This is a genomic window from Variovorax sp. BGA-UO-ETr-C22, from assembly GCF_059567965.1.
In genome coordinates this window covers 2538475-2556633 of sequence record NZ_JCAQPA010000011.1, presented here as the reverse complement: position 1 = coordinate 2556633, position 18159 = coordinate 2538475, and the positions used below count along the sequence as shown (strand labels likewise).

The 18159-nt window shown below is 65.1% G+C and carries 16 protein-coding genes, 1 other RNA gene and 2 pseudogenes; 14 read left to right on the top strand and 5 right to left on the bottom strand.

The features are described 5' to 3' along the window. Positions 1-3 precede the first annotated feature (3 nt). On the bottom strand, positions 4-591 hold the full coding sequence (locus AC57B8_RS31970) for a DUF2059 domain-containing protein (RefSeq protein ID WP_235926701.1): 588 nt from the start codon (positions 589-591) through the stop codon (positions 4-6). Beyond that, positions 588-3233: a DNA gyrase subunit A gene (gyrA, locus tag AC57B8_RS31965; protein ID WP_062468652.1), complete on the bottom strand. Its 2646-nt coding sequence runs from the start codon at positions 3231-3233 to the stop codon at positions 588-590. The genes AC57B8_RS31970 and gyrA overlap by 4 nt, the downstream gene beginning before the upstream one ends. A gap of 224 nt (positions 3234-3457) precedes the next feature. Between gyrA and ompA the strand changes: the two genes are divergently transcribed. From ompA to ssrA, 4 genes are all read left to right on the top strand, one after another. Continuing rightward, on the top strand, positions 3458-4108 hold the full coding sequence (gene ompA, locus AC57B8_RS31960; protein WP_070064005.1) for an outer membrane protein OmpA: 651 nt from the start codon (positions 3458-3460) through the stop codon (positions 4106-4108). A gap of 129 nt (positions 4109-4237) precedes the next feature. Continuing rightward, on the top strand, positions 4238-4966 hold the full coding sequence (ubiG, locus tag AC57B8_RS31955; RefSeq protein WP_062468650.1) for a bifunctional 2-polyprenyl-6-hydroxyphenol methylase/3-demethylubiquinol 3-O-methyltransferase UbiG: 729 nt from the start codon (positions 4238-4240) through the stop codon (positions 4964-4966). Further along, positions 4966-5640, top strand: a complete 675-nt coding sequence (locus AC57B8_RS31950) for an HAD-IA family hydrolase (RefSeq protein WP_174254456.1) — start codon at positions 4966-4968, stop codon at positions 5638-5640. The genes ubiG and AC57B8_RS31950 overlap by 1 nt, the downstream gene beginning before the upstream one ends. A gap of 12 nt (positions 5641-5652) precedes the next feature. Beyond that, positions 5653-6037: a transfer-messenger RNA gene (ssrA, locus tag AC57B8_RS31945) on the top strand. A gap of 181 nt (positions 6038-6218) precedes the next feature. Here the strand turns inward: ssrA and AC57B8_RS31940 are convergent. Together AC57B8_RS31940 and AC57B8_RS31935 are read right to left on the bottom strand one after the other, a co-directional pair. After that, positions 6219-6332, bottom strand: a pseudogene (locus AC57B8_RS31940) (ATP-binding protein); the annotation flags it as partial. Positions 6333-6335: 3 nt separating this feature from the next. Continuing rightward, positions 6336-6593, bottom strand: a pseudogene (locus tag AC57B8_RS31935) (helix-turn-helix domain-containing protein); the annotation flags it as partial. Positions 6594-6997: 404 nt separating this feature from the next. Here AC57B8_RS31935 and AC57B8_RS31930 point away from each other — a divergent pair. Continuing rightward, entirely contained in the window at positions 6998-8920 is a 1923-nt protein-coding gene (locus AC57B8_RS31930) for a putative Ig domain-containing protein (protein ID WP_496481812.1), read from the top strand. Positions 8921-9032: 112 nt separating this feature from the next. On the opposite strand, the gene AC57B8_RS31925 is transcribed toward AC57B8_RS31930, so the two are convergent. After that, positions 9033-9305 carry a hypothetical protein gene (locus AC57B8_RS31925; RefSeq protein WP_496481811.1) on the bottom strand — a complete coding sequence of 91 codons (273 nt, stop codon included), beginning with the start codon at positions 9303-9305 and terminating at the stop codon, positions 9033-9035. 855 nt (positions 9306-10160) lie between these two features. Here AC57B8_RS31925 and AC57B8_RS31920 point away from each other — a divergent pair. The 9 genes from AC57B8_RS31920 (at position 10161) to AC57B8_RS31880 (ending at position 18148) form a co-directional block, all read left to right on the top strand. Then, positions 10161-11387: an ABC transporter substrate-binding protein gene (locus AC57B8_RS31920; protein ID WP_496481810.1), complete on the top strand. Its 1227-nt coding sequence runs from the start codon at positions 10161-10163 to the stop codon at positions 11385-11387. Positions 11388-11401: 14 nt separating this feature from the next. Beyond that, positions 11402-12886: a 4-hydroxyphenylacetate 3-hydroxylase family protein gene (locus tag AC57B8_RS31915; protein WP_496481809.1), complete on the top strand. Its 1485-nt coding sequence runs from the start codon at positions 11402-11404 to the stop codon at positions 12884-12886. A gap of 27 nt (positions 12887-12913) precedes the next feature. Next, positions 12914-13465: a flavin reductase family protein gene (locus AC57B8_RS31910; protein ID WP_496481808.1), complete on the top strand. Its 552-nt coding sequence runs from the start codon at positions 12914-12916 to the stop codon at positions 13463-13465. 60 nt (positions 13466-13525) lie between these two features. Beyond that, positions 13526-13927 carry a cupin domain-containing protein gene (locus tag AC57B8_RS31905; RefSeq protein ID WP_070059868.1) on the top strand — a complete coding sequence of 134 codons (402 nt, stop codon included), beginning with the start codon at positions 13526-13528 and terminating at the stop codon, positions 13925-13927. Between the two features lie 58 nt (positions 13928-13985). Continuing rightward, the gene (locus AC57B8_RS31900) at positions 13986-14765 is read left to right on the top strand and encodes an ABC transporter ATP-binding protein (protein ID WP_496482256.1); all 780 of its coding nucleotides are present in this window, start codon (positions 13986-13988) and stop codon (positions 14763-14765) included. After that, complete coding sequence (locus AC57B8_RS31895) at positions 14758-15465, top strand: ABC transporter ATP-binding protein (protein ID WP_070059867.1); 708 nt, start codon at positions 14758-14760, stop codon at positions 15463-15465. The genes AC57B8_RS31900 and AC57B8_RS31895 overlap by 8 nt, the downstream gene beginning before the upstream one ends. Before the next feature lie 3 nt (positions 15466-15468). Then, positions 15469-16356, top strand: a complete 888-nt coding sequence (locus tag AC57B8_RS31890) for a branched-chain amino acid ABC transporter permease (RefSeq protein WP_496481807.1) — start codon at positions 15469-15471, stop codon at positions 16354-16356. Position 16357: 1 nt separating this feature from the next. Next, a complete protein-coding gene (locus AC57B8_RS31885) occupies positions 16358-17398 on the top strand; it encodes a branched-chain amino acid ABC transporter permease (protein WP_496481806.1) in 1041 nt (346 codons plus the stop codon). Positions 17399-17572: 174 nt separating this feature from the next. Continuing rightward, positions 17573-18148: a MarR family winged helix-turn-helix transcriptional regulator gene (locus AC57B8_RS31880; RefSeq protein ID WP_083259049.1), complete on the top strand. Its 576-nt coding sequence runs from the start codon at positions 17573-17575 to the stop codon at positions 18146-18148. The last annotated feature ends 11 nt before the right edge of the window (positions 18149-18159 follow it).

The following is an 18159-nucleotide window of genomic DNA, read 5'->3' as shown; positions in this document are numbered from 1 at the left end:
GCTTTACTTCTTGGCGGGAGCCTTGGCAGCGGGTGCCTTGGCGGGAGCTGCTGCACCGTCGGTCGGAGCACCGAGGGCCTTGGCGACGTTGGTGTCGAGTGCGCGCATCTTGGGTTCGATGGTGGCGCGGGTTTCGGTCACCAGCTTTTCCGTCAGAGCGGTCTGCATCTTCGGGTTCAGTTCCTGGTACTTCTTGCTCAGGGGCGAGTTGATCCAGGCCAGCAGCTGCTTGAGCTCGTCTTCGCTGAAGTTCTGCTCGAGGATGGGCGTGAGGGCGCCAGGGGCGATCTGCACGGCCTTGTCGCGCACCAGCGGATAGGCGTCGTCGAAGTACTTCTTCAGCTCGGCGTCCGCGGCCTTGGCGGCGGATTCGCGCTTGGCTTCGGGCACCTGGGTCTGCAGGTACTGCGAACCGGCTTGCGCGATGGGGGCGCTCGACTGCTCGATCAGGCCGCGTGCCAGCGACTCGATGCCGGGGCGCTGGATCTCGATGAACTGCTTGATCAGCGTGGCCTTGTCCTGGGCCATGGCGGCCATGGACGAGCCGGCGAGGGCAGCGGTCAGGAGTGCGAGCTTGAGTTGTTTTTTCACTGAGGATTCTCCGTTGAAGATGTGGAAGTGTCGTCTGCGTCCGGCTCACCTTCGCCGTTCGCGTCGTTTTCGACGATGCGTTGAAGCCCGCTGAGTTTGGCGCCTTCGTCGAGCCCGATCAGCGTGACGCCTTGCGTCGCCCGACCCAGTTCGCGAATCTCGGCCACACGGGTGCGCACGAGCACACCCTTGTCGGTGATGAGCATGATCTCATCGTCCGCATGAACGAGCGTGGCGGCAACGACCTTGCCGTTGCGCTCACTCTGTTGAATCGCGATCATGCCTTTGGTTCCGCGGCCATGACGCGTGTATTCGGTAATGCTTGTGCGTTTTCCGTAACCATTTTCGGTGGCGGTGAGCACGCTCTGCTGCTCGTCCTCGGCCACCAACATGGCGATCACGCCCTGGCCCGGTTCCAGCGACATGCCGCGCACGCCGCGAGCGTTGCGGCCCAGCGGGCGGACGTCTTCCTCGTCGAAGCGCACGGCCTTGCCGTTGTCGCTGAAGAGCATCACGTCGTGCTTGCCGTCGGTGAGTGCCGCGCCGATGAGGTAGTCGCCTTCATCGAGGTTCACGGCAATGATGCCGCCCTTGCGCGGGTTGCTGAATTCGTCGAGCGCCGTCTTCTTGACCGTGCCCATCGAGGTCGCCATGAACACGTACTGGTCGGCCGGGAAGTTGCGCTTCTCGCCGGTGAGAGCGAGGGCGACGTTGATCTTCTCGCCTTCCTGCAGCGGGAACATGTTGACGATGGGGCGTCCGCGCGAGCCGCGCGAACCCGCCGGCACTTCCCACACCTTGAGCCAGTACAGCCGGCCGCGGTTGGAGAAGCACAGGATGTAGTCGTGCGTATTGGCGATGAAGAGCTGATCGATCCAGTCGTCGTCCTTGGTGGACGTGGCCTGCTTGCCGCGCCCGCCGCGCTTTTGCGCGCGGTACTCGCCCAGCGGCTGGCTCTTGATGTAGCCGCTGTGCGAGAGCGTGACGACCATGTCGGTCGGCGTGATCAGGTCTTCGGTCGAGAGGTCGTAGGCGCTGTGCTCGACCAGGCTGCGGCGCGCGCCGATCTTCGACTGACCGAACTCCTGCTTGATCTCGCCGAGTTCGTCGCCAATGATGATCGAGACGCGCTCGGGCTTGGCCAGGATGTCGAGCAGGTCGTCGATCTCGGCCATGACGTCCTTGTACTCGGCAACGATCTTGTCCTGCTCGAGGCCGGTCAGGCGCTGCAGACGCATCTGCAGGATTTCCTGCGCTTGCGTTTCCGACAGGCGGTACAGGCCGTCGCCGCCCATGCCGTATTCACGCTCGAGGCCTTCGGGGCGGTAGTCGTCGGCGTTGATCACGCCGCCGTCGGCACGCGAACGCGTGAGCATTTCGCGCACCAGCTTGCTGTCCCAGCTGCGGGTCATGAGCTCGGCCTTGGCGACCGGCGGGGTGGGCGACTCGCGGATGATGCGGATGAACTCGTCGATGTTGGCCAGCGCCACCGCCAGGCCTTCGAGCACATGGCCGCGTTCGCGGGCCTTGCGCAGCGTGAAGACGGTGCGGCGCGTGACCACTTCGCGGCGGTGCTGCAGGAAGACCTCGATCAGGTCCTTCAGGTTGCACAGCTTGGGCTGGCCGTCGACCAGCGCCACCATGTTGATGCCGAAGGTGTCCTGCAGCTGCGTCTGCTTGTAGAGGTTGTTGAGCACCACCTCAGGCACTTCGCCGCGCTTGAGCTCGATCACCAGGCGCATGCCCGACTTGTCGGATTCGTCCTGGATGTGGCTGATGCCTTCGATCTTCTTCTCGTGCACCAGCTCGGCCATGCGCTCCTGCAGCGTCTTCTTGTTGACCTGGTAGGGGAGCTCGTCGACGATGATCGCCTGGCGCTGGCCGCGGTCGATGTCCTCGAAGTGGCACTTGGCGCGCATCACGACCTTGCCGCGGCCGGTGCGGTAGCCGTCCTTCACGCCGTTGATGCCGTAGATGATGCCGGCGGTGGGGAAGTCGGGCGCCGGCACGATTTCCATCAGTTCGTCGATGCTCGCCTGCGGATTGCGCAGCAGATACAGGCAGGCATCCACCACTTCATTCAGGTTGTGCGGCGGGATATTGGTGGCCATGCCGACCGCAATACCGCCGGAGCCATTGACCAGCAAATTCGGCAGCTGGCTGGGCAAAACTTTCGGTTCTTTTTCGGAGCCGTCGTAATTGTCCTGAAAGTCGACAGTTTCCTTGTCGATATCGGCCAGCATTTCGTGCGCAATTTTGGCCAGCCGGATTTCCGTATAACGCATTGCGGCGGCGTTGTCGCCGTCGACCGACCCGAAGTTGCCCTGGCCGTCGACCAGCATGTGGCGCATCGAGAAGTCCTGGGCCAGCCGGACGATGGTGTCGTAGACCGACTGGTCGCCGTGCGGGTGGTACTTACCGATCACGTCACCGACGATACGGGCCGACTTCTTGTACGGCCGGTTCCAGTCGTTGTTGAGCTCGTGCATCGCGTACAGCACGCGCCGGTGCACCGGCTTGAGGCCGTCGCGGGCGTCGGGAAGCGCCCGGCCGACGATCACGCTCATGGCGTAATCGAGGTAGCTGCTGCGCATTTCCTCTTCGAGACTGATGGGCAGGGTTTCTTTGGCGAAGGAGGTCATGAGCAAGAGGCTGGCGGCAGGAAGGCGAAATTTTACGCTGTGAGGGGTGTCGCACCGCCGCAACACAAGGGCTCTATTCCGCCTCCGTCCTACGCTTCAGGGGCGTCCAGCGGCCTGTTTGCCAAAGACCCTATGGCACAATCGTCTCAACGTTTTGGGTGGTGGTCACTTAAAGCGTCCTTGATTCGCAGCGCGGCTGCGGCTTTTTCCCCAAGAGGAGAACCATGAAGAAACTGAATAAAGTGGCGATGATGTTTGCAGTCGCTGCGCTCGCCACTGCCGCCGGCGCGCAGACCCGTGTCACCGCTGCGAACGGCGGTCCTACGATCGACAACTGGCAAAACGGCACCGGCGAACTGGTCTGGAAGAACGGCACGAACGAACTGTGCTGGCGCGATGCCAACTGGACGCCCGCAACGGCTGCCGCCGGTTGCGACGGCGCTCTGGTTCCGGCTGCTCCGGCTGCTGTGCCCACCGCTCCTGGCGTGGCTCCCGTGGCTCCCCCGGCTCAAGTCGCTGCTTCGAAGGTCACCTTCGCTGCTGACGCCTTCTTCGACTTCGACAAGTCGGTGCTGAAGCCCGAAGGTCGCGCCAAGCTGACCGACCTGGTCGAGAAGATCCGTGGCGTGAACCTCGAAGTCATCATCGCTGTGGGTCACACCGACTCCATCGGTACCGACGCCTACAACCAGCGTCTGTCGGTGCGTCGCGCCGAAGCCGTCAAGGCCTTCCTGGTCTCGAAGGGCATCGAACGCAACCGCGTCTACACCGAAGGCAAGGGCGAGAAGCAGCCTGTGGCTGACAACCGCACCAAGGAAGGCCGCGCCAAGAACCGTCGCGTGGAAATCGAAGTGGTTGGCACCCGCGCCAACTGATCGATCGATTCCATCGACGAATGAAAACCCCGCCTCGGCGGGGTTTTTTTATGCCTGCCGTATTTGCGGCCGTGCCCGATGCAAGCCCATTGCGTTCGAGCCGGGCTTTGCTCGCTTCATAATTGCCCCATGACAGAAAACGTGAATGCAGACCCGGCCGAACTGGCCAAGTTTTCGGAGCTTGCGCACCGATGGTGGGATTTGGAGAGCGAATTCCGCCCGCTGCACGAAATCAATCCATTGCGGCTGGAATGGATTGACGGTATTGCGCCTATTTCGGGCCAGCGCGTGGTCGATATCGGCTGCGGCGGCGGCATCCTGGCCGATTCGATGGCGCGCAAGGGCGCTGACGTGCTGGGCGTCGACCTCGCGACCAAGGCGCTCAAGGTCGCTCAACTGCACGCCCTCGAAGCCGGGACGCGCGGCGTCAAGTACCGCGAAATCAGTGCCGAGGCGCTGGCGGCCGAGCAGCCCGGCAGCTTCGATGTCGTTACCTGCATGGAAATGCTGGAGCACGTGCCCGACCCGGCGTCGGTGATCCAGGCCTGCGCCACCCTGGTGAAGCCGGGCGGCTGGGTGTTCTTCTCGACCATCAACCGCAACCTGAAGTCCTTCATGCTGGCGATCGTGGGCGCCGAGTACGTCCTGGGCATGCTGCCGCGCGGCACGCACGAGTACCCCAAGCTGATCCGCCCCAGCGAACTGGCCGGCTACTGCCGCGCTGCCCGCCTGGACCTGCGCCACACCCGGGGCATGGAATACAACCCGCTGACCCGCCGCTACTGGCTCAGTGCCGACACCAGCGTCAACTACCTCTTCGCGACCCAGAAGCCGGCGCTGCCGGAGGCGCAGGGATGATGAAGATCGGGAGCACGACCACACAGGCCATCCTGTTCGACCTCGACGGCACGCTGATCGACAGCGCGCCCGACCTGGGCGCGGCGGCCGACAAGATGCGCACCGACCGCGGCCTGGCGCCTTACCCGCTGGAGCGCTACCGCCCGATGGCCGGCGCCGGCGCACGCGGCATGCTCGGCATTGCCTTCGGCATCACGCCCGATGCGCCGGAGTTCGATGCGCTGCGCGAGGAGTTCTACGTCGGCTACGAGCGCCGCATGCTGCTCAACACCCTGGTGTTCGACGGCGTGGCGCCGCTGATCGAAGCGATCCGCGAGCGCGGCCTGCGCTGGGGCGTGGTCACCAACAAGTCGGCCCGCTTCACCGAACCGCTGACCGCCGCGATGCCGCTCTTCGCAAGCGCGGGCGCGATCGTGAGCGGCGACACCACGCCTTTCGCCAAGCCGCACCCCGAACCGCTGCACGAGGCGGCGCGTCGCCTCGGCGTGGCGCCCGAGGCCTGCATCTACGTGGGGGACGACGAGCGCGACATCATCGCGGGCCGCGCCGCGGGCATGGGAACCGTGGCGGCCACCTACGGCTACATGGGTTCTCAGGCCGATGCGGCGCTGTGGAAAGCCGATGCCTCAATCTCTTCGCCCCTGGAGCTCTTGAAGTTACTCAATAGCGCCTAAAATGAGTCGCTTGGGGCTGCACTGGTTTCGACGTGGGTTCGGAGTCGCAGCGGGGCATGTCGAGCTGAATGCGCTCGTAAAACAGATTCAAACAAACTAACTGCAAACGACGAACGTTTCGCACTCGCTGCTTAATTGCCAGTGAGCCTTGCAACAGTTGGCCGATGGGCTGGGCAAGGGGGTCTGGAGCAATCCTGACCTCCCGGCTGCAAGGATAATTACATGGGCTGGCTCCGATCCGGGTACCTTGGGTTGGGGCGAGAAAATAGGGTGCTGGCGTCCGGTTTAGCGTGTGACTGCGCGACTCCGGAAGCGAGACTTAAATCAGATCACTACACATGTAGAACTGCGCGATGAAGGCTTGCGGACGGGGGTTCAAATCCCCCCAGCTCCACCAACATAACGTCCAAGGGCGTTCACTGAAGTCCAGTGAACGCCTTTTTTCATTGGGAAATCGCCTGCTGGCAGTCCAGTGATATCCGACGGAGTCCACTGGTAGCCGACTGTTGGATTCCGCCGATCGCTGACCCTAGATTTCCATTGAATACTGACCCACCCGTTTTGTGAGCCTGAAGGCTTCACAGTGTGGATAAGTGCTTGGTGTTCTCCTTTTTAGGTTGGGACTTTGCAGAACTGTTTTTGAACCTGAAGCTGTCGTTTCCGGTCTCCAGGATGTGGCACCGATGTGTCAGTGTGTGGATCTGCCGTAGATTGCGCCGCTGTTTGCGCGATTTGGTTGCCTCGATCGCGAGCCAGGTCGCGAGCTTCTCGGCATAGGGATCGAGCTTGCTTGAACTCGTCCTCTTGGCGTAGCGCGGCTCTTCATCGCCGGCTCGCAGGTACTTCTTTACGGTGTTGCGAGACAGGCCTGTACGCTTGGCTATCTCGCGAATGGACATCTGCTCGCGCAGGGCCCAGCGTCTGATGACACTCAATGTCGCCACGTCTATCACTCCTAGGATCCCCTGCTTTAAAAAACAGCAGGGTAGGGTTTTACGTGGGTCAGTCTTAGACGGAAATTACTGCGTTAGCTGGGGCAATTTTCGGCGGCAATCAACACCGTGTGGACGTCGGCGCCAGCCAGGCTTCACCACCCGCACGCGACTCTTTCTTTAACTGACTCGGATGAGGAACACCGGCGCTTGTTGGGGACGCAGGCGGCTGTGCAGCGGCTGCTGACGTAGCGTCTTCTCGAAAACAGACCTCAAATTCCCGGCCATCTACCTGTTTTCGGGTATTGCCCCTCGGTAGCGCGTTGCATAGGATCGCCGCCTTACAAAATGTAACCAGGGTGATCATGGGGAGCATTACTGCAAGGGCGCGATTGCTCCGCGCTCAATCCGTTTGGCTTTGGCTAATGGCCCTGTGGCTGGGCTGCCTCGTGGCCTTGTCCGGCTGCGGCGGCGGCTCGGGCGGCGCGAGCTTCGTCGGCTTCGGGCTCAACCTCACGCAGCCGCCCGCGGGCTTGAGCTATGCCATGACCTCCGCGGTCTACGAGGTCGGGCAGGCCATCGTGCCGAATCGGCCCACCGCCAGCGGCGGCGCCGTCGAGCGCTATGCCGTGGCGCCGCCGTTGCCGGCGGGCCTGGCGCTCGACGCGGGCACGGGCGTCATCAGCGGAGCGCCCACCGCCGTTGCCGCATCCGCCGTGTACGTGGTGACCGCCGAGAACGCGGGCGGCAGCGCGACGGCCCGCGTGCAGATCGAGGTGCGCAGCACGCCTGCCGCGCCGTCCGGGCTGACCTACCGTGAAAGCGCCGCGATCTACACCGTGGGCCAGGCCATCGCGGCCAACGCGCCCGCCAGCAGCGGCGGTCCGATCACCGGCTACAGCATCGCGCCGGCCTTGCCCGCGGGGCTGCTGCTCGACCCGCAGACCGGCGTGATCAGCGGAACACCCTCCGCCGCCGCGGCGGACGCGGCCTACACCGTCACCGGCACCAACGCGGCCGGATCGGCCGAGGTCACGTTGCAGCTGGCAGTCCAGGCGGCGCTGGCGGCGCCTGCCAGCGTGGCGTATGCCACGCCGCGCGCGCTCTACGCCACGGCGCAAGCCATCGTTCCCAACACAGCGCTGGTGATCGGCGGCACGCCCTCGGCGTTCTCGGTGATGCCGGCGCTGCCCGGCGGCCTGAGCCTCAACGCGCTGACCGGTGCGATCACCGGCACGCCGGCGGCCATCCAACCGCTGACGACATACACGGTCACGGCCAGCAACAGCGCGGGCTCGGCGCAGGCGCAGGTGCAGATCGCGGTCACCGGAAGTGGCAGCTGGGTTTCGCAAGCGGTTCTGCCGACCGGACGTCACTACGCGCCGGTCGTGCGCCTGCAAAGCGGCAAGGCGCTGGTCATCGGCGGGTTCACGGCCTCCGGCGTGACCGCGTCGGTCCTTGTCTACGACCCGGCGGGCAACAGCTGGACCGCGGCCGCGCCCATGTTGACGCCTCGCTCCGACGGATCGGCGACCGTGCTGCCCGACGGACGCGTGCTGGTCGCCGGCGGCGACGGCGCGGGCATCTCCCCCGTTGCGGCCGCCGAAATCTACGACCCGGTCGCCGATACCTGGCAGCTCGCCGCGAGCATGGCCGAGGCGCGCACGCGGGCCACAAGCACACTGCTGCCCAATGGCAAGGTCCTCGTCATCGGTGGCTACCGCCGGATTCCCAGTTTGACCTTTTCGCAGACAGCCGAGCTGTATGACCCGGCTTTCAACACCTGGACCTCCATGGCCACGCCGTTGTCGTCCCCACGCGCTCAGCATGCCGCGCAGCTGCTGCCGGGCGGCAATGAAGTGCTGGTGATCGGCGGCGTCAACCGAAACGGGTTCGTGACCTCCGCCGAACGGTTCCCTGTCAACGACAACGGTGCCACCACGCCTGTTGCTGGCACCGTGCCCGCCGCCAACGTATACACCTCCGTGCTGCTGGCGGACGGCGACGTGCTTGCGATGGGCGATGGCAGCAGCACCGCGATGCGCTTCGACGTCGCCACGTCGGGCTGGACGGCGAGCGTTTTTTCCAGCACGCGCTCCCTTCCGACGATGACGACGCTGGCCGATGGCCGCGTGTTGCTCGCGGGCGGTACTGGCAGTGGCGGCGTTCGCCTGACCACCGCAGAAATCTACAACCCCGACTTCGACGTCTGGACGCCGGCGAGTTCGATGTCCACCGGGCGCAGTGCCGCCTCCGCGGTCTTGCTCAGCGACGGCTCCGTCCTGGTTGTCGGCGGGTTCTCCAACCCTGCCGGCGAAGTCGACGCGGTGGAGCGCTTCCTGCCCTAGGCCTTGCCGTGTCACAAGCGAACGGCCGCTCTCCTGGCCTGCGAACGTCGGCTATCTGGCGATTTTTGGGAAGTGGTCGACCGTCCGGTTCTGGCCGCTTGACGTGGGTTGCTCATTGAGCGCCTTCAAGGGCCTCGATGTATGGCAGCACCTGTGGATGAGCCTGAACCCACTGCTCGCCCAAGTACGTCGCTACGGAGCTCGAGCCGATGACGCTCTCGATTGCCCCGAATTTCGAAGCGGCCTGCAGCAGACCGTGGGCCGCATGCATTGCCTCCTCGCTCGCGGCCGCCTCCGGCCCCCCAGCTTCGATGCCCCACTCCTTCTGAATTGCCGCAATGAGTTTGCCTGCGGCGGTCTCAAGTGGTGTTCGTGAGCGTGTCATGGACGCCAATCTAACCTGCTTGTGAAGGTCCGGTTGTGGCCGATAGTACCCATTCGCGCGAGGCCGAGGGATGTCGGCAAGCGCTGCATAGCCGCCCTTCGGGTATGCCCCCTTCAAATGGGTGGCGGCAATCGCTGCGAAGCTGCCTTCTGCCGATGGCCGGTTCAGACTGATCTGAGTCACTCGAGGTTAGCCGCGGGATGACGGCTCTCGCCCGGACCGGTCACCGCCGAGCGCTTTCCGCTGCGCGTCGTCGAGCGCCCGGTGGAGATCCCCGCGTTTGCCGAGCACATGCGACGGCATAAGTATCAGGACCGAGACCCTGTGATCGCCTAGCTCCGCGGTTTGCTTCTGGACGTTGCACAGGTCTTGCAGCCGAGCCGGGCGACAACGAAACGCGCCAGGGGATGAGCGCGACATGAGGGCGGCCCCACCGCAAGTTTCACGGGATCGACGTGCGCGCAGCGATGCAGCATCGCTACGCGTCGTGCCGGAGGCTGGGTGCAGAACGGGCGTTGGCGCGCATGGCGGGGCCGTGCGCATCCGTTGCCTGCCGCCTGCATTCGCGCTGCTTGTTGTGCTGAAAGACGCGTGCCGCACGTCGCACCGAACCCTCTCGCCTCCATCACGTCAACCCACGCGACTGCTTCCAGCCTCGTGCGGCCTTCGCTTGAGCGCCGCGAATCCTCCATTTTGGTGCTTAGGGTAATCCATATAGCTAAGTAACTTAGCTATGTTGAGAATCGCCTCCAACGAAGCCGGGGCACAGAAAACCTCCGCGACGCGATGCCGGAAGCCGTCGAGGTGCCCAGGCATCCGGGCTTTGTGATCCGTCCCAACCAACCAGGAGTTCTCATGAAGATCGCAAGCAAGAAGCTCAGGAAGCTGACCTCGGCGGTCGCGCTGACACTGTCCGCCGTCGGCGTCTGGGCGCAGGCCCCGGGCGCGCCCGTGAAGATCGGCGTGCTCACCGACATGAGTTCGCTGTTTGCCGACATCGGCGGGCAGGGGTCGGCCGTGGCACTGCGCATGGCGGTGGAAGACTTCGGCGGCAAGGTGCTGGGCATGCCCATCGAGGTGCTGCAGGCCGACCACCAGAACAAGGCAGACATCGCAGCCAACAAGGCGCGCGAATGGTTCGACGTGCAGGGCGTCGACATGGTCACCGACCTGCTGCCTTCATCCGTGGCGCTGGCGGTGTCCGACGTCGGCCGCCAGAAGAACAAGGTGGTCATCGTCAATGGCGGCGGCACCTCGCGGCTGACCAGCGAGGCCTGCTCGCCCAACACCATCCACTACACCTACGACACCTACGCGCTGTCGACCAACACCGTCAACGCACTGATGGCGCAAGGCCAGGACAGCTGGTTCTTCCTCACGGTCGACTACGCGCTGGGTCACTCGCTGGAGGCCGATGCGATGGCGGCGGTGAAGGCGCGCGGCGGCAAGATCGCCGGCGCCGTGCGCCATCCGATCAATTCGTCGGACCTCGCGTCCTACCTGCTGCAGGCGCAGGGTTCGAAGGCCAAGGTGATCGCGCTGGCCGATGCGGGCGGCGACTTCACCAACGCGGTGAAGCAGGCCGACCAGTTCGGGCTGCGCAAGTCGGGCAAGCAGACGCTGGCAGGTCTGCATGTCTTCATCTCCGACATCCACAGCCTGGGGCTGGAGCAGGCGCAGGGCATGGTGCTGACCACCGGCTTCTACTGGAACCAGAACGACGCCACGCGCAAGTGGGCGCGCCGCTTCTTCGAGAAGACCAAGCGCATGCCGACCATGGTGCATGCCGGCGTGTACTCCTCGACGATGCACTACCTGAACGCAGTGAAGGCCGCCGGCAGCAAGGCGCCGCAGGCCGTGCTCGCCAAGATGCGCGAGACCCCCATCAACGACTTCTTCGCGACCAACGGCCGGATCCTGCCGAACGGCCGGATGGTGCACGACATGTTGCTGGTCGAAGTGAAGAAGCCTTCGGAATCGAAAGAGCCCTGGGACTACTACACGGTCAAGGCCGTGATCCCCGGCGCCTCTGCATTCATGCCGCTCGAGAAGACGAACTGCAAGCTGCAAGCCACCAACTGAAAGAGGTAACCATCATGATCAAGAACGGAAAACAGCATCTGGACAGCCTGCGTGACGGGCGCGAGGTCTACATCGACGGAGAGCGCGTGGGCGACCACACCGAGCATCCCGCGTTCCGCCAGGCCATCCGCTCCGCGGCGGGGCTGTACGACTACCAGGCCAAGCCCGAGAACATCGAGAAGATGACCTATACGTCGCCCGGCAGCGGCGCACCGGTCAACCGCATGTGGCAGCTGCCCACCTCCTACACGGAGCTGGTCGAGCGTCGCAAGGCACTCGAAGCGTGGGCGGAACAGAGCGGCGGCTTTCTTGGCCGTTCGCCCGACCACGTGGCCTCCTGCCTGTCCGGCATGGTCATGGGGCTGGACGTGTTCGAGCGCTACGACGCGCAACGCGCCAAGGCGCTGTGGAGCTACTACGAGTACGCCCGCGATCGCGACCTGTACCTGACGTACGTCATCGTCAATCCCCAGGGCGACCGCGGCAAGGACCCCGGGCAACAGTCCGAAGGTCTGGTCGCCAGCGTGGTCGACGAGGACGCCGAGGGCATCACCATCAAGGGCGCGAAGATGCTGGGCACGGCCTCGCCGATGGCCAACGAAGTGTTCGTCGGCGCCATCCAGCCGCTGAAGGCCGGCGAGGAGCACCTGAGCTTCACCGCCTGCATTCCGCTCAACGCCAAGGGCGTGAAGATGTTTTCGCGCAAGTCCTACGAGGCGTCGGCGGTGTCCACCTTCGACAACCCGCTGGCCAGCCGCCTGGACGAGAACGACGCCGTCATCTACTTCGACGAAGTGAAGGTGCCCTGGGACCGCGTGTTCGTGCACAACAACGTGCAGATGGCGCATGCGCAATGGCACGTGACACCCGCGCACGTCTACCAGAACTACCAGTGCCAGATCCGCTTCGCCGTGAAGTCGCGCTTCCTGCTGGGCCTGGCGCGCAAGCTCACCGAGGTCAACGGCGTGATCAAGTTCCCGCAGGTGCAGGAAGCGCTGGGCCAGATTGCTGCCGAAGTGGCGATGGTCGAGGGGCTGCTCCACGGCATGGAGGTTGCGGGCACGCACCACGGCAAGTACTTCGTGCCGAACCGCAAGATGCTGTACTCGGCCATGGTGGTCACGCAGCAGCTCTATCCGAAGCTGCTAACGCAGATCCGCGAGTTGGCCGGCGGCGGGCTGATCATGCTGCCGTCGTCCTACAGGGACTTCGGCAACGACGCGATCGCGCCCTACATCGCCAAGACGCAGTGCTCGCCGACCACCGACCACATGGGGCGCGTGAAGCTCTTCAAGCTGGCCTGGGATGCGGTGGGCTCGGAGTTCGGCTCGCGTCACCTGCAGTACGAGATGTTCTACGGCGGCACCAACATGGTCACGCGCGGCCATGCCTTCCGCTCCTACGACTGGGACCGCGCTGTCGCCCAGGTGGACGACTTTCTTGGCGGCTACACGCTCGACGCGGCGACCGCACCCGCGCCGCTGCTGCGCGTCGCCTGAGCGGGCCCGGCATTCGAGGAGATGGCCATGCTGCCCACCCTGGACCCGCGCACGCTGCGCAACGCCTTCGGCTGCTACACCACCGGCGTCGTCGTGGTGACGACGAACGGCGCCGACGGCCAGAAGACCGGCGTGACCGTCAACTCGTTCACGTCGGTCTCGCTGGACCCGCCGCTCGTGCTGTTCTGCCTGCTCAACAGCGCGAACGCCTACCGCACCTGGGAACAGGCTACGCACTTCACCATGAACATCCTGGCCTCGGGCCAGCAGCAGGTGTCGAATGCCTTCGCCCGGCCTTCGTCCAACCCGTGGGATGCCATTGGCCACACCACAGGCGACAACGGTTGTCCCCTGATCGACGGCGCGGCTGCGAGCCTGGAGTGCGAGCGCTTCCAGCACTTTCCCGGCGGCGACCACCTGATCCTCGTCGGCCGCGTGACGGCCGTGCGCATCGCCGCCGGCCCGATGGAGCCGCTGGCCTTCCATCGCGGCAAGTACGGCACCTACTGGGGCGTGGACTTCGGTGCACCCCCGCCCGACAGCAGCCTCTCCGACATGGTCATGGCCGGCTTCGGCTAGGCCCCGCATTCGACTTCACCCCTTCATCTCCACGCATTCAGAACAGAAAAGGTACACGCCATGAAAATCACCAAGACCCACGCAGAGTTCTTTCCCGTCGACATGAAGACGGCCGGCTGGGCCGTGCCGCCCGGCTATCCGCAAGGCATCGAGCAGCGCATCCTGTCGGGCGACCTCGACGAGCAGAAGAAGCAGGGCTTTCGCACGCGCCTGCTGCGCTTCAAGCCCGGCATCTACACCACCAGCCCCTTCGTGCACGACTATTGGGAAGAGGTCTACCTGGTGGAGGGCGACCTGACCGTCGGCAACGACGCACAAGGGCAGGGCGGCAAGTCCTTTGCGCCGCACACCTACGCCTGCCGCCCGCCGGGCGCTTTTCACGGTCCCTTCAAGTCGGAGAACGGGTGCGTGCTGCTGGAGCTGCACTACTACGAAGACGAGAACACCTACCCCGTGCGCTGAGCGTCGTCGCGCAGCTTCCTACGCTTCTTCACGAACCGGGCGCGCAGGCGCCCCGATCATCATGGCCACAGACGTTATTTTGGAAACGCGGGGGCTGCGCAAGGAATTCAATGGGTTCGTCGCTGTCAACAGCGTGAGCCTGAAAGTCCGGCGCGGGCAGATTCACGCGTTGATCGGTGCCAACGGCGCCGGCAAGACGACCTGCTTCAACCTGCTGACCCAGTTCCTCAAGCCGACCGCCGGCAGCATTCATTTCGACGGCGAGGACATCACCGGCACGCCGCCGCAGGACCTGGTCGAGCGCGGGCTGGTGCGTTCGTTCCAGATCTCCTCGGTCTTTCCCAACCTCAGCGTGCTCGAGAACGTGCGCATGGGTCTGCAGCGCTCGCTGGGGCTCACCTACCGTTTCTGGCGCCACCAGAAGGCACTGGACCGCCTGAACGGCCAAGCCATGCGCGCACTCGACGAGGTCGGCTTGGCCGACCAGGCCGACGTGCGCGCCGGCGAGCTGCCCTACGGGCGCAAGCGCGCGCTCGAGCTGGCCACCACCCTGGCAGTCGAGCCGAAGGTGATGCTGCTGGACGAACCCACACAGGGCATGGGCCATGAAGACGTGAGCCGCGTGACCGCCCTCATCAAGAAGGTCGCCACCGGGCGCACGGTGCTGATGGTCGAGCACAACATGAAAGTGGTGTCGGGCATCTGCGACCGCATCACCGTGATGCAGCGCGGCGAGATCCTCGCCGAAGGCAGCTACGAGGAGGTGTCGGCCGACCCGCGCGTGCGCGACTCCTACATGGGCCAGTCGAAGAAGAACAGGAGTGCGGGCCATGCATGAACCCCTGCTTTGCATCGAAGGCCTGCACGCCTGGTATGGCGAGTCGCACGTGCTGCACGGTGTCGACCTGCACGTCGGGCAGGGCGAGCTGGTCACGCTGCTGGGCCGCAACGGGGCCGGTCGCACCAGCACGCTGCGCGCCATCCTGGGCCTGACCGGGTCGCGTGCCGGCACGGTGCGCATCGGCGGGGTCGAAACGGTCGGCCTGCCGACCTTCGAGATCGCCCGGCTCGGCGTGGGCTATTGCCCGGAGGAGCGCGGCATCTTCGCGAGCCTGTCGGTGCAGGAGAACCTGATGCTGCCGCCGCCGCTGGCGGCCGGCACGCCGATGCCGCTCGACGAAATCTACGAGATGTTTCCCAACCTCGCCAACCGGGGCAAGACGCAGGGGACGCGGCTGTCGGGCGGCGAGCAGCAGATGCTGGCGCTTGCCCGCATCCTGCGCAGCGGCGCTCGCCTGTTGCTGCTGGACGAAATCTCGGAAGGCCTGTCGCCGGTCATCGTCGAAGAGATCGGCCGCGCCATCGGAAAGCTCAAGCAGCGGGGCTACACGATCTTGCTGGTGGAGCAGAACTTCGAGTTCGCCGCCGGCCTGGCCGACCGTCTCTACGTGATGGAGCACGGGCAGATCGCCGCGCACTTTCCGGCGAGCGAGGTGGACGCGCGGGCCGACATGCTCAATGAACTGATCGGGGTGTGAACCATGGATGAAATTTTCGGAATCCCGGTGCAGGTGATCGCGAGCCAGCTGATGCTGGGCTTGGTCAACGGCGCTTTCTACGCGGTGCTGTCGCTTGGGCTGTCGGTGGTGTTCGGCCTGCTGAACATCATCAACTTCGCGCACGGCGCCTTCTACATGCTCGGCGCCTACGTGGCCTTCATGGCATTGACCTACCTGGGCGTGAACTACTGGGTGGCGCTGCTCCTCACGCCTTTTCTCGTGGGGCTGCTGGGCATCGTGTTCGAGAAGACGCTGCTGCGCCATCTCTACAAGCTGGACCACCTGTACGGCCTGCTGCTGACCTTCGGGCTGACGCTCGTGCTGGAAGGGACTTTCCGCGCCGCCTACGGCGTGTCGGGCCAGAGCTACCCGATGCCGGAGGTGCTGCGTTCGTCGCTCGACCTGGGCTTCATGGTGCTCCCGGCCTACCGGGCCTGGGTCGTCGCCGCGTCGCTGGTCGCGTGCGGCGCCACCTGGTTCGTGATCGAGCGCACCAGCCTGGGCGCCTTGCTGCGGGCCGGCACCGAGAACCCGAAGTTGGTGGAGTCCTTCGGCGTGAACGTGCCCCGGATGGTGATGCTCACCTATGCCTTCGGCGTGGCGCTGGCCGCCTTTGCCGGCGTGCTGGCGGCGCCAGTGCTGCAGGTCAATCCGCTCATGGGATCGAACCTGCTGATCATCGTCTTCGCGGTCGTGGTGATCGGCGGCCTGGGATCGACCCTGGGCACCGTGGCCACCGGCGTGGGCCTGGGCGTGGTGGAGGGGATGACCAAGCTGGTGTGGTCTGAAGCCTCTTCGACGGTGGTGTTCCTGATCATGGTCGTCGTGCTGCTGATGCGGCCGGCCGGCCTCTTCGGCAAGGAGAGCTGAAATGAAATTCCCGACTGGTGCGGCGCTGCTGCTGGTGCTTGCGGTGGGTCTGCTGGCCCCCGCCTTCGTGTACCCGGTGCTGCTGATGAAGCTGATCTGCTTTGCACTGTTTGCCTGCGCCCTCAACCTGTTGCTGGGCTACGGCGGCCTGCTGTCGCTCGGCCACGCCGCCTTCTTCGGCGGCGCGGGCTACGCAACCGGTTACGCGATGACCGTCTGGGGCGTGCCTTTCGAGCTGGGCATCCTGATCGGTGTCGGCCTGGCCGCGGCGCTGGGCTGGGTCATCGGCAGCCTGGCGATGCGACGCCAAGGCATCTACTTCGCGATGATCACGCTGGCCCTGGCGCAACTGGCATTCTTCGTCGTGCTGCAGTGGCCGGCGCTGGGCGGCGAGGACGGACTGCAGCGCATCCCGCGCGGCACGCTGTTGGGGTGGATCGACCTGGGCAACGACAAGGCGCTGTACTACCTGTTCCTCGGCTTCTTCGCGCTGGCCTGCTTCCTGATCCACCGCACCATCCACTCGCCGTTCGGGCAGGTGTTGGTGGCGGTGCGCGACAACGCGCCGCGCGCCACGTCGCTGGGCTACGACATCAACCGGGTCCGCACCACGGCCTTCGTGCTGTCGGCCGCGCTTGCAGGGCTGGCTGGCTCGATGAAGGCCGTGCTCTTCGGCGTGGTGACCCTGGCCGATGTCCATTGGCACCTGTCCGGGCTGGTCGTGCTGATGACGCTGCTCGGCGGTCTGGGCACGGTGTTCGGCCCTGCGGTGGGCGCCTGCATGGTGGTGCTGCTGGAGAACGAGCTGGGCGACATCGGTACGAAGTTGGCCGAGCTCACCGGCATCGGCGCCTTCAACCTGCTGGGCGATTCCGTGCCGATCGTGACGGGCATCGTCTTCATGCTGTGCGTGCTGCTGTTCCGCCGCGGCGTGGTCGGGGAAGCCCGGGCCTTCATGACCCGATGGCAAGCCAATGCACCGCAACGGGCGCTCGCCGTGCCCGACAAGAACGTCGGCTTCGTGGTGACACCGCCGCCCTGAGGGCGCTTGGCGAAGGGGCCGCGATGCGGGACAGTACCCTTGGGTATCATCCTTCGAATGAGCCGCAGGACTGCCCCCGACAAACCTTCGAAGCCAGGCGAAAGCAGCCAGCGAGCGTCCCGTGCGGTCGCGGCTGCCGCGCCCAAGACGAAAGCACGCACCAGGTTCGCACTGATGCCCACGGTTTCTTCCCCTGCGGTGCTCGACAGCGCGGCCGGTGGCGACCGCAGCTTCCGGCAGTTGCTCTACGACATCTCGATCGCTGCGTCGCACCTCGAGTCGGCGCGTGCCTACCTGGCGTCGCACCTGGGCGTGACCTCGCCGCAGTACAACATGATCATGGTGATCGCCCAGTACGAGGGCAGCACCGGCATCAGCGTCAACGAGATCGCGGACCACCTGCATGTGAGCAACACCTTCGTGACCACCGAGGTCAAGAAGCTCGAGCGCCAGGGCATGGTCGTGAAGGTGCCGAACCCCGCCGATGCGCGCAGCGTGCTGGTTCACCTGTCCGAAGAAGGCGAGCAGCAGGTGCAGGCGCTGCAGCCCGAGCTGCTGTTCGTCAACGACCATCTGTTCGAGAGCATCTCGCCGGCGGATTTCAAGGCGCTGTCGCGCATCGTCGCGTCGCTGCTGGGCGATTTCTCGCGCACAGTGGCCATGCTGCAGGTGGTGAGCCATTCGCAGGGCAGCCAGTCCCTGGGCGGCATCTCGAAGGCGCTCAAGCGCGCCGGCCCGCGCGCCGCCTAGGCGCCACTCCA

Bases quoted from the DNA above. Each gene is read 5' to 3' on its own strand.
- gyrA (WP_062468652.1), bottom strand. From the start codon at position 3,233: ATGACCTCCTTCGCCAAAGAAACCCTGCCCATCAGTCTCGAAGAGGAA.
- ompA (WP_070064005.1), top strand. From the start codon at position 3,458: ATGAAGAAACTGAATAAAGTGGCGATGATGTTTGCAGTCGCTGCGCTC.
- ubiG (WP_062468650.1), top strand. From the start codon at position 4,238: ATGACAGAAAACGTGAATGCAGACCCGGCCGAACTGGCCAAGTTTTCG.
- AC57B8_RS31950 (WP_174254456.1), top strand. From the start codon at position 4,966: ATGAAGATCGGGAGCACGACCACACAGGCCATCCTGTTCGACCTCGAC.
- AC57B8_RS31930 (WP_496481812.1), top strand. From the start codon at position 6,998: ATGGCCCTGTGGCTGGGCTGCCTCGTGGCCTTGTCCGGCTGCGGCGGC.
- AC57B8_RS31925 (WP_496481811.1), bottom strand. From the start codon at position 9,305: ATGACACGCTCACGAACACCACTTGAGACCGCCGCAGGCAAACTCATT.
- AC57B8_RS31920 (WP_496481810.1), top strand. From the start codon at position 10,161: ATGAAGATCGCAAGCAAGAAGCTCAGGAAGCTGACCTCGGCGGTCGCG.
- AC57B8_RS31915 (WP_496481809.1), top strand. From the start codon at position 11,402: ATGATCAAGAACGGAAAACAGCATCTGGACAGCCTGCGTGACGGGCGC.
- AC57B8_RS31910 (WP_496481808.1), top strand. From the start codon at position 12,914: ATGCTGCCCACCCTGGACCCGCGCACGCTGCGCAACGCCTTCGGCTGC.
- AC57B8_RS31905 (WP_070059868.1), top strand. From the start codon at position 13,526: ATGAAAATCACCAAGACCCACGCAGAGTTCTTTCCCGTCGACATGAAG.
- AC57B8_RS31895 (WP_070059867.1), top strand. From the start codon at position 14,758: ATGCATGAACCCCTGCTTTGCATCGAAGGCCTGCACGCCTGGTATGGC.
- AC57B8_RS31890 (WP_496481807.1), top strand. From the start codon at position 15,469: ATGGATGAAATTTTCGGAATCCCGGTGCAGGTGATCGCGAGCCAGCTG.
- AC57B8_RS31885 (WP_496481806.1), top strand. From the start codon at position 16,358: ATGAAATTCCCGACTGGTGCGGCGCTGCTGCTGGTGCTTGCGGTGGGT.
- AC57B8_RS31880 (WP_083259049.1), top strand. From the start codon at position 17,573: ATGCCCACGGTTTCTTCCCCTGCGGTGCTCGACAGCGCGGCCGGTGGC.